Origin of the sequence: Desulfosarcina sp., assembly GCF_041551955.1 — a bacterium.
GTDB lineage: Bacteria > Desulfobacterota > Desulfobacteria > Desulfobacterales > Desulfosarcinaceae > Desulfosarcina.
The window spans coordinates 1-9854 of the sequence record NZ_JBFELV010000164.1; the positions used below are offsets into that span (position 1 = coordinate 1).

Here is a 9854-nt window from a genome sequence, read left to right on the forward strand (position 1 = left end):
ATGATCGGGGACGCCGGTGCGGATGCGGTGATCGTCGACAGCCAGATCGAATCCCTCAAGGTCATGCCCTCCCGGGTGGAGCTCATCGGCTTCGATGTGGAGATGATGGACCGGCCCCATCGGGAACATGCGTTGCGGCGCCTGCTGGCTTCGGTGACGGACCATTTCGATTACATTCTTATCGACTGTCCCCCGTCGTTGAGCCTGCTTACCGTAAATGCCATGACGGCCGCCGATGCCTTGCTGATTCCCCTACAGTGCGAGTTTTATGCCCTGGAGGGACTCAGCCAACTGGTCCAGACCTTTCAACGGATCAAGAGCGGCCTGAACCCGAAGCTCAGAATCGCCGGTATTCTGCTGACCATGTTCGACCGCCGCACCAACTTGAGTCATCAGGTGGCCGAGGACGCGGAAAATCATTTTAAAGACCTGGTGTTCAAAACGACGATTCCCCGCAATGTCCGCTTGGGGGAGGCACCCAGTTTCGGCCAGCCGATATTGCTTTACGATGCCACGTCTCCCGGGGCTGCCAGCTATTTTTCCCTCGCCAAGGAGATCATGGCCGCCAATCATGCCGGCCATGCCTGACAGGCTTTCCGGAAACGCTGATTCGCCTGGACCATTTCGATTGGTCCAGGCCAGCCATACACGATTCAGGACACCGCATGCCAGATAAAACCAAACAGAGCAGCGTCGGATCCGGCGCCAAGAAGAAACGGAAAATGGCCTTGGGCAGGGGGCTTGATGCGCTGATCCCTGATCTGGGCTCGATGGAAGGGATGTCCGGGTCAACGTTGCCGACGCAAAAAGATTTCTTTCTTTGTGAAATCGATATGATTCGGCCCAACCACTACCAGCCGCGGCGTCATTTTGCAGTGGACGAACTGGAAGAGCTGGCTGAATCTATCCGCAGCCAAGGTATCATCCAGCCGCTGTTGGTGCGTGCCGACGATGTGGGTTACGAACTGGTCGCCGGTGAGCGGCGTCTGCGGGCGGCCACCCTTGCCGGCCTGGACCGGGTGCCTGTATTGGTAAAGGATGTCTCGGATGCCGAAATGCTGGAGATTTCCATTGTAGAGAACATCCAGCGGGAAAACCTGAACCCCATGGAGGAGGCCGAGGCCTACCATCGGCTGATCACCGAATTCGATCTGACCCAAGACAAGGCTGCCGAGCGGGTGGGAAAGAGCCGCAGCGCCGTGGCCAACTTCCTGCGGCTGCGCCAGCTTCCTGACCCGATCAAGCAGAGCATCATGCAGGGCGCCTTGAGCATGGGCCACGCCCGGGCCCTTCTGGGGGCCGACACGCCGGCTAAACAGCAGACTGCCTGGAGGGAGGTGGTGGCGAAGAAATTGTCGGTGCGCGACACGGAAGCGTTGATCAAACGGATCAATGCGGAAAAGAAACCGGTACGCAAACCGGAGTTGACCTCTGTACAGCGCTATTTCAGGGATGTCTCCGAAGATCTGTCCCGCCAATTCGGCACCCGGGTCCGCATTCAGCGCAAGGGTAAGAAAGGTCGGGTGGAAATCGATTTTTTCAGTGACGACGACCTGGACCGGCTGCTGGGGCTGCTGCGGACAAGTTAGTTTCCATGGCCCTTCACCTCATTATCGACGGCTATAACCTGATCCGCCAATCCCCGGAATTGGCCGGAATGGATCGGCAGGACCTGCAATTGGGTCGTGACGCCCTGGTGGATATGCTGGCAGCCTACAAAAAACTGAAACCGCATAAAATTACGGTGGTTTTTGATGGCACTGACCTACCCTCCATTTACGGGTCCCGAGATCGGGTCAAGGGTATCGCCATCCGCTATTCGCAGGGGGGAGAGAGCGCTGACGATGTGATACGGCGGATGGTCAGCCGGGAAAAGGCCAACGCCCTGGTGGTCAGCAGCGACCGGGAAGTCATGACTGCTGCCGAGTCGGCCGGTGCCACCGCATTGGATTCAGCTGCCTTCGAGGAAAAGATCGCCATAGCCCGACATCTGGCGATAAAGGGCGGTGAGGAGACCGTTTCCACGGGATGGGTGCCGACCACCCGTAAAAAAGGACCCAGCCGGCGACTTCCCAAGCGCAAGCGCAAGATGCGGGCACGGGTTCAAAAACTATGACGACTTGGTAAAACATCCAATATCTTCGTTGTGCTGCGCACCTCGTCACTGCGGCGTACCTTGAGTACGCCTCATTCCTCGTCACTTGCACGCCTTGATCTTGAACGTTTTACAAAGCCGTCCATTTGGTTTTGTTGTGCGTCCATCAAGGTTGGTTCCCGTATTGGAGCCATGGATATTGCCAATTTAAGGAATGGTCATGCGTCAACCGTCTTCACGGAAAACGATCGGCATCATCGACGGTCAGGGCGGTGGTATCGGCAGCACCATGATCAAGAAAATCAAAGCATCCTACGGCGAATCCGTGGAGATCGTCGCCTTGGGGACCAATGCCATTGCTACCGCTCAGATGCTCAAGGCCGGAGCCAACCGCGGGGCATCAGGGGAAAATGCAATTGTGCGGACGGTTGCCCGGGTGGATGTGGTGATCGGCACCCTGGGTATCATGCTGGCCCATGCCATGATGGGTGAAGTGACACCCAAAATGGCCGAAGCCGTGTCCGGTTGTGCGGCCATAAAGCTCATTCTGCCCATTTCCCAGGAAAATGTGGATTTGATCGGGGTGTCGGACGAACCGCTGCCACACATGGTGGACGCCCTTGTCATCGATCACCTGAATCCGCTGCTTTGAAACCGTCCGGACTATAGATGAAGATCGAGATCGCCAAAACCGCCGGTTTCTGCATGGGCGTCAGGCGGGCTGTGGAACTGGCCCTGGATGCACCGGGCAAATGCGATGAGCCCATCTACACCTACGGCCCTTTGATCCACAATCCCCAGGTCCTCTCCCTCTTTGAGAAAAAAGGGATTTCTGTCCTGAAAACGATTCCGGAACGGGGTAAAGGAACCGTGCTGGTGCGGGCCCACGGTGTGCCCCCCGAGGACAAGCAGCGGCTCAAGGACGCCGGGTTCAAGGTGGTGGATGCCACCTGCCCGCGAGTCATCCGCGTACAGACCATCATCCGAGTTCATGCCCGTAAAGGCTTTGCCACCATTATCGTCGGTGACCGGGACCACCCTGAAGTGGTGGGGTTGGTGGGGTATGCCGGACCGTCGGGGCACGTGGTCAGCACCATGGCGGACATCGCAGCCTTGCCTGCTTTCGACCAGGCGATCATCGTGGCCCAGACCACCCAGAACATGAAGCTCTACGAGCAGGTGAAAGCCTGGGCTGGCGAGAAATTCCCCCATTACAAGACCTTCGATACCATCTGTGATTCGACGGAAAAGCGGCAGGCAGAGGTCAAACAACTGGCTGATCACGTAGATGCCGTTATCGTCGTGGGGGGACGGGATAGCGGCAATACCCGACGCCTGGCCGAGATTGCCGAGGAAACCGGCAAACCGGCCTATCTCATGGAAACCGAAGCTGAGCTGGAATCCTGCTGCCTGGACCGGGTTGACCGGGTGGGGATTACCGCCGGCGCATCGACGCCCAACTGGATCATCAAGCGGGTTTTCCGGGAGCTGGAAAAACTGCCGGCCAAACGGCAGGCGCGATTCGTCAGAACCGTTTACAGCGCGATACAGACCCTATTGCTGACCAATGTTTATGTAGCCGTGGGTGCCGGATGCCTCTGCTTTGCCTGCATGCGGCTGTTGGGACTGAGCACTGCCCTTGCCCCGGTGGCCGTGGCCATGCTTTACGTGCTTTCCATGCATCTGCTCAACCATCTCACCGGCACGGCCGAAGATGAATACAACGATCCGGAGCGAGCCCGGTTTTATGCACGGCACCGGCGGCTGTTGTCTGTCCTGGCCATCGCCGCCGGCGGCCTGGGTATCCTGTGTGCATCGGCCATGGGGACCGTCGCCTTTGCGATCCTGCTGATCATGAGTCTGTTGGGCCTCTCCTACAACCTGTATCTGTTGCCTGACGGCTTCGGGTTCAGGTATCGCCGGATCAAGGATATTCCCGGTTCCAAAACGTTTCTCATCGCCTTGGCCTGGGGCGTGGTAGTGGCGCTGCTGCCCGGGATCACGGGCAAGGGGACCCTGACCGTCGCTATCGGGGGGGTATTCATCTGGGCGACGGCCCTGGTGTTTGCCCGCACCGCGTTTTTCGACCTGTTGGATGTTCAGGGTGATCGCATCATGGGCAAGGAAACCCTGCCCATCCTGCTGGGGAACCGAAAAACAGCGGTTCTGCTGAAAGGAACCTTGGTCGGCTGCATGATTTTGGTTGCCGCCGGGTCGGCCGTCGGCCTGGTCTCCGGGCTTGGTTTTTTCCTGACCCTTTGCCCGGCGGCCATGCTCATTTTGGTCAGTGCCTATGAAAAAGGGCGGATGCTGCCCAGCATGCGCCTGGAATTTCTGGTGGAAAGCCTGCTTCTGTTGTCCGGGGTGATCACCCTGATCTGGATCGTGGCCTCATGAAGGGTAATGCATCACGACATCATCGCCATGAAACCGCTAATCCTGAACTGAAACTGGCCGGCGAATTTGTCCGTGATACCGGCCGCCATATTTTTCTCACCGGCAAAGCCGGCACCGGCAAGACCACCTTTCTGCGTAGCCTCAAGCGAAACAGCCCAAAGCACCTGGTCGTCACCGCGCCGACCGGGGTCGCCGCCATCAATGCCGGCGGCGTCACGCTGCATTCGTTCTTTCAGCTTCCCTTCGGGCCGTTTGTGCCGGGCAGCGACACCAATCGCTCCCCTTACCGGTTCAGCAATGACAAGATCGGCATCATCAAGCGCCTCGACCTGCTGGTGATCGATGAGATCAGCATGGTGCGGGCCGACCTGCTGGATGGGGTCGACAGCGTTCTGCGCCGCTGTCGCCGCAACCAGCAGCCATTCGGTGGCGTGCAACTGCTGATGATCGGGGATCTCTTCCAGTTGCCGCCGGTGGTCAAAGAAGACGACTGGCGACTGCTCGATGCCTTCTATGCCTCGCCTTATTTCTTCAGCAGCAACGCCCTGGCTCAGACCGACATGGTGACCATCGAACTGCAGCACATCTACCGCCAGGTCGACAGCCACTTTATCAGCCTGCTCAACCGTGTGCGCAACAACCAACTGGACCCCGAGACGCTACAGGACCTCAATGCCCGGCATATACCCGATTTTGTCCCGGACGAAGTGGACGGGTATATCACCCTCAGCACGCATAACCGCAGTGCCGACAGCATCAATGATACCCGCTTGAATGCGCTGACGCAAAAGAGCCACCGCTTCGACGCCGGCATCGAGGGAGATTTTCCCGAACACACATTCCCGACCGCAGCCACCCTCAGGTTGAAGACGGGTGCCCAGGTGATGTTTGTACGCAACGACCTCTCACCTGAAAAAAGATATTACAACGGGAAAATCGGCACGATCTCGCGGATCAGGGGCAATGACATCCATATCCAATGCCCGGGCGATTCGCGGGAGATTGTCGTCGAGCCGGCAACCTGGGAGAATATCGAATATTCGCTCGACCGAAAAACGCTTGAGATCACAGAGACTCCAATCGGCACATTCCGGCAGTTTCCCCTCAGGCTGGCTTGGGCCATCACCATCCACAAGAGCCAGGGGCTGACCTTTGACAAGGCCATCATCGACGCCCGGGCCGCATTCGCCTACGGGCAGGTCTACGTGGCGCTGAGCCGCTGCCGGACCCTCGACGGCATGGTGCTTTCCAGGCCGCTGCCGCCTTCGGCGATCAAGACCGATCCAGCCATCCGCCGCTTCAGCCAGGAGTCGGCGCAAAACCGCCCATCCACCGAGTTGCTTAAGGCGGCCACAGTGCAATACCAGCAGCAACTGCTCTTGGAGTGCTTCGATTTCCACCGCTTGCGAACATTGCTGCGCCGCCTGGCAGGACTGGTGCTGGGCAATTCCGGGGTTGTCCGGGCATCTGGAACAGGCGATATCCGCGCACTGGAGAAAAGTGCCGAGGAGAAGATCTGCACCGTTGCCGACAATTTCCGGCGGCAGTTGCAGGGACTCTTCTCAACCGATACCTTGCCGGCGTCTGATGCTGCCGTGGTAGAGCGGATTTCCAAGGCATCGGTCTATTTTAGAGATAAGCTCGCGCAAGGGATGGGCCAGCAGATTCCTGAACTGCAGATAGATACGGACAACGCTGCGCTAAAAAAGAAGATCAACCATGCGCTCAAATTTCTGCGCGAAGAGATCGATGTCAAGCTGGCTGCCGTGCAATCCTGTGGGCAGGGGTTTTCACCTGCTGGTTATTTTCAAGCCATTTCGGCTGCTGCGATAGATGCCGGCAAGAAGCCTGAGAAGATCCTCGCGCCAACCTATCGCGAGGCCGATATCGACCATCCCGATCTGTTCCAGACCCTGAAAGACTGGCGCAGCCGCAAGGCTCAGGAGGAGGACATCGCCCATTACCGAGTGCTGCACCAGAAGACCTTGATCCAGATCGCCGTCAACCTGCCCGACACGCTGGAGGCCCTGCAAGCGATCAAGGGAATGGGGAAGCGATTGACGCAACGGTACGGGGACGAACTGGTCGGCATGATTGACGCCTACCGCAGGCAACACCACATCGATTCGGTGAACCTGACCCCACGTTCACCGGCCGCTCCGCCGTCTGGGAAGCCAAAAGCGCCACGGACCGACACCAGGCAGATCAGTCTCGACCTGTTTGAAAAGGGGATGACCCTATCCCAGATCGCCGAGGAGCGGGGATTGGTGCTGGCCACCATCGAGGGGCATATGGCCCATTGGGTGGAAACTGGAAAAATTGCCATAGACCTGCTTGTGCCGCCCGACAAGCGGCAAACGATCGAACAGGAACTGTCACGATTGCAGGGAAAACCTTTTGGTCAAATCAAGCGCGCCCTGGGCGATGATGCCTCCTATGGTGAGATCAAGCTGGTGCAGGCGCACCGCAACCACCTCATGTCCGCCGGATGACTGGTCAGCTCCCTTTTCCAAACGGACAGTGGGGATAGACGCATGCCTCGCAATCGCGGCAGAGTCCGCCATGCCCGAGAAAGGCGAGTTCTTTTTTGCCGATATGCTCACCCGTCAATATTCTGGGGAGAATCAAATCGAGTACGGTGATGCGGTGATGGAGTCCACATGCCGGTATCCCCAACAAGGGAACCCCATGGATGTAGGCGGTCAAAAACATGGCGCCGGGCAGGGCGGCGGCCCCATAGTGGACCTCTTGGCCTCCTGCCATGGCGATGCCTTTGCGGGTCACATCATCGGGGTCCACACTCATCCCGCCGCTCAACAGGATCAAATCACAACCGTTGGCCAGGTGGTCTTCGATCGCCGTTCGAATTATTTCAGGGTCATCGGGAGCCAATTTCACCCCGGCCACCTCAGACCCGAGCGTCTCGATTTTCTCCTTTAGAATCGGTGCGAATTTGTCTTCTATCAGCCCGCTGAACACTTCACTGCCGGTGACCACCACACCTGCCCGGGCTTTTTTGAGGACACGCACATTCAGAACGCCTCCATGCTGAGCGGCAATGGCTGCTGCCCGCTCAACGGGTGCCCGCTTCATCACGAGGGGAATGGCGCGCGTTGCCGCCACCAGCTCGCCTTTTTTCACCAGGGTGTGGCTGTGAATCGTGGCGCACATCACCTCGTCGACCATATTAAAAGCCGCCAGGGACGCAATATCCACGGTACACAGTCCGTCACATTGGGCGTGAAGGCTGATTTTGCCCTCTTTGGGGGCATCCTCCCAGACGATGCCTTCCCCGGACAGGTTCTTGGCGAGTATCGAAGCGGCCTGGTCTTCGTGGATTTCATCTTCATCGAGGTCGATCAAGTAGAGATGGTTCTTTCCCAGTTTCTGCAATCGGCAAATATCTTCATCACAAACCGTATGGCCTTTCCGGAATGCCGGGCCCTTGAATTCACCCGGCCGGATTTCCGTAATGTCGTGGGCCAGTTTTGTCCCCACAGAATCGTTTACCCCGATTTTTTTCAACACGGCCTGGTCTCCTTACTTGGTGTCCATCGAAGATTCCACCGGTTCAGGTAAAGATGGGGTGCTGGATGGGTCGACGTGATAACTGTCTGGTGACCACCCCATGTCCGGCCACGTGATATCCCGGGCATGTGTAAAATAGGATCGATCGGTACACGGCTTACAGACTGGTTTTCCCAGTAGGATAATTTCTTTGGCATCCCGTATCAGCTGGCCGCAGCGGCTGCAGGCCACTTTTCGACGCGTCGGGCCGGGCAAGTCAAATTCATCGATTTTTACGCGGACTTTCTGGACACGGAACAGGACGCTGTCCGGCATGCGCGTGTATGCGGCGATCTGCCGCTCGGACCGGGTGGCGAGTTCCGGTGCGTAAACCTGCGCGAGATCCCTTGCCTCCTCAGTGGACAACACTCGGTACGAATCTTCCGTATCCAGGTTCATGAAGGTGGCGGCCATGATGCCATAATCGACAAACTTGAGGCTCCGCCTCCCCAGTTTTACACCGGTGACATGGGCCACTGCATCTGCCGTGCATCGGTCCATCTCAACATAAACCAGGAGTTTTTTGATCTGATCGATCCGTTTGGGCTGATCCATACCGATCAGTCGACACCCCAACATCGCCATGCGCACACCCACCACCTGTCCCGGACAGAGGTGCCCGTGTTCGGCTGAACAGGACTCGAGCAGTGAATGGAAGCTGTCCATGATCGATTCTCCTGGTTTTTTTATATTCCAGGTTTCAATATGGTGCCGTAGCGATATGTTAACAATAACATAAACCAGGGCAGATGTAACCGACTATTATCGATCCGCTTCATCCTCATCTGCTCCTTCCACCACCGGTTCCTTCATGATCAGTCCGATAGCTTCCCGCGCGGTGGCAGCGGCTTCGGGAAAGACATCCACCAGATTGGCGGCGTGGCGCAGGTTGTCGGCGGTGCGCATCATCAGCATGGCCAGGTTGCCTTCGGCCATGCCGTATTCCTTGATGATGTTTTCCCACGGATATCCCGATGCCCAGGCATGGGTCATGGCGGCGGGCCGCAGGTAGAACTGGCGCACGTCGAAGCCACGGGATTTCATGTGGCGGGCGAAACCGGTCAGTTTCTTCTGGATCCGGCCCACCGTGCGCTTGAGCCGGTTGGGTACCAGGCGCCCCTCCATGCGGTCATCGGTTTCCCTTTCGTTGACCATGCAGGCGAACACCCCGGCCATCTGGGGGGCATCCCCGTCCGGCAGCAGCCCCTGTCGCAGGCATTCGGCCACGATCAGGGGCTGGTCCACCCGCAGCTGGGATGCCCAGATTCCGTCTCCAGTAAGGCGGTCTTCACCGTCTACAAAGCCGGTCTCCTTGAGAAAATCCAGGTGGCGCAGGAAATCTTCCCACAGCACTTCGTGGACATCGGCCATGCGGCTTTTCTGGCGGCTGTCCTCGGCGTTGGTAATCAGCAGCCAGGTGGCAAATGATCGCTTGAGCAGCTCTTCGATCTGGGCCGGGGTGTGGGAAAGCAGCAGGTTGAGAACCATGGAGAAGTTGATGCGGATGCGGCTGACCACCTTACCCGGTCGGGACGCCAGCAGCCGGGCCACCAATCTCAGGTCCATGTAGCGGCCGGGAACGGCCAGGCCGAAGCCGATCTTGTCCATGCCCCGGCGGCCGGCGCGGCCGGTCATCTGGTGAAGCTGGGTGGCGTCCAGGGGAACGAATTCAGTGCCGTTAAATCGGTCCGAGTTGAAGAACACCATGGTCCGTGCCGGAAAATTGACCCCAGCGGCGACGGTGGAGGTGGCGAAGACGGCGGTCAGCAACCCTTCGCTCATCAACCGTTCGACC

General features: G+C 58.1%; 8 protein-coding genes and 1 pseudogene. 6 read left to right on the top strand and 3 right to left on the bottom strand.

Translation table 11 applies throughout. The features are described 5' to 3' along the window. The 6 genes from ABYV26_RS13480 to ABYV26_RS13505 form a co-directional block, all read left to right on the top strand. A partial coding sequence (locus ABYV26_RS13480; protein ID WP_372681806.1) for a ParA family protein occupies positions 1 to 588 on the top strand: 588 nt, incomplete at its 5' end. 77 nt (positions 589 to 665) lie between these two features. Then, positions 666 to 1589: a ParB/RepB/Spo0J family partition protein gene (locus ABYV26_RS13485; protein WP_372681808.1), complete on the top strand. Its 924-nt coding sequence runs from the start codon at positions 666 to 668 to the stop codon at positions 1587 to 1589. A gap of 5 nt (positions 1590 to 1594) precedes the next feature. Continuing rightward, complete coding sequence (locus ABYV26_RS13490) at positions 1595 to 2116, top strand: NYN domain-containing protein (RefSeq protein WP_372681810.1); 522 nt, start codon at positions 1595 to 1597, stop codon at positions 2114 to 2116. Positions 2117 to 2315: 199 nt separating this feature from the next. Beyond that, the gene (locus ABYV26_RS13495) at positions 2316 to 2747 is read left to right on the top strand and encodes a DUF3842 family protein (protein ID WP_372681812.1); all 432 of its coding nucleotides are present in this window, start codon (positions 2316 to 2318) and stop codon (positions 2745 to 2747) included. A gap of 17 nt (positions 2748 to 2764) precedes the next feature. Beyond that, the gene (gene ispH / locus ABYV26_RS13500; protein WP_372681813.1) at positions 2765 to 4492 is read left to right on the top strand and encodes a 4-hydroxy-3-methylbut-2-enyl diphosphate reductase; all 1728 of its coding nucleotides are present in this window, start codon (positions 2765 to 2767) and stop codon (positions 4490 to 4492) included. Beyond that, positions 4489 to 6984 (top strand): helix-turn-helix domain-containing protein, encoded by a 2496-nt coding sequence (locus ABYV26_RS13505; RefSeq protein ID WP_372681815.1) that lies wholly within the window; start codon positions 4489 to 4491, stop codon positions 6982 to 6984. The genes ispH and ABYV26_RS13505 overlap by 4 nt, the downstream gene beginning before the upstream one ends. 4 nt (positions 6985 to 6988) lie before the next feature. Here the strand turns inward: ABYV26_RS13505 and ABYV26_RS13510 are convergent, their stop codons facing one another. The 3 genes and pseudogenes from ABYV26_RS13510 to ABYV26_RS13520 all read right to left on the bottom strand — a co-directional run. After that, on the bottom strand, positions 6989 to 8020 hold the full coding sequence (locus ABYV26_RS13510; RefSeq protein ID WP_372681817.1) for a molybdopterin-binding protein: 1032 nt from the start codon (positions 8018 to 8020) through the stop codon (positions 6989 to 6991). Between the two features lie 12 nt (positions 8021 to 8032). Further along, positions 8033 to 8725 carry an FmdE family protein gene (locus ABYV26_RS13515; protein ID WP_372681819.1) on the bottom strand — a complete coding sequence of 231 codons (693 nt, stop codon included), beginning with the start codon at positions 8723 to 8725 and terminating at the stop codon, positions 8033 to 8035. A 96-nt stretch (positions 8726 to 8821) separates the two neighbouring features. Continuing rightward, positions 8822 to 9854, bottom strand: a pseudogene (locus tag ABYV26_RS13520) (ATP-dependent DNA helicase); the annotation flags it as partial.